This window comes from Neisseria sp. P0018.S001 (assembly GCF_051957355.1).
Taxonomy (GTDB): Bacteria; Pseudomonadota; Gammaproteobacteria; order Burkholderiales; family Neisseriaceae; genus Neisseria; species Neisseria subflava_A.
This window is the reverse complement of the sequence record NZ_JBQCWN010000058.1, coordinates 1-472: the sequence shown is the minus strand read 5'-3', so window position 1 is coordinate 472 and position 472 is coordinate 1. Positions and strand designations below refer to the sequence as shown.

Sequence of the window (472 nt, the reverse complement as noted above, 5' to 3'; positions counted from 1 at the left end):
ACCATCATTGATGAGGCACGGTTTGAATGCCCGACCAAATACTGCATCAGGCGGTGTTGGTGGCGAATATCGAGATGGTTGCACGGTTCGTCCAAAAGCAAGACCTGCGCGTTTTGCAACAGGGCGCGGATGATGTTGGCGCGTTGTTGCTCGCCGCCTGAGAGCTTGCCGATACGCTTATCCGCCAATGCCTTCAAATCAAAATAATCGAGCAACTCGTCCGCCCATTCATGGTTCAGACGGCCTTTTTGTACGAATGACGCCAACGCAATGTATTCACGTACGGTCATCGGCATATTATGACGGCCATGCTGCCCGACCCATGCCACCCTGCCCGCGCGGATTTGCGGCGTAACTGCCTCACCGAAAAGCGTGATTCCCCTCTGCCCTGTTTGCCCGATTAAGGCCCGCAGCAAAGTAGATTTGCCCGCACCATTCGGGCCAATAATGACAGTCATGCCCGAAGGTATAT

General features: G+C 54.2%; 1 protein-coding gene. It reads right to left on the bottom strand.

All coding sequences use genetic code 11. The annotated features are described in order from the left end of the window. Positions 1-472 (bottom strand): ATP-binding cassette domain-containing protein (locus tag ACTHTJ_RS10815; protein WP_440362682.1); only part of this gene is annotated, 472 nt, incomplete at both ends.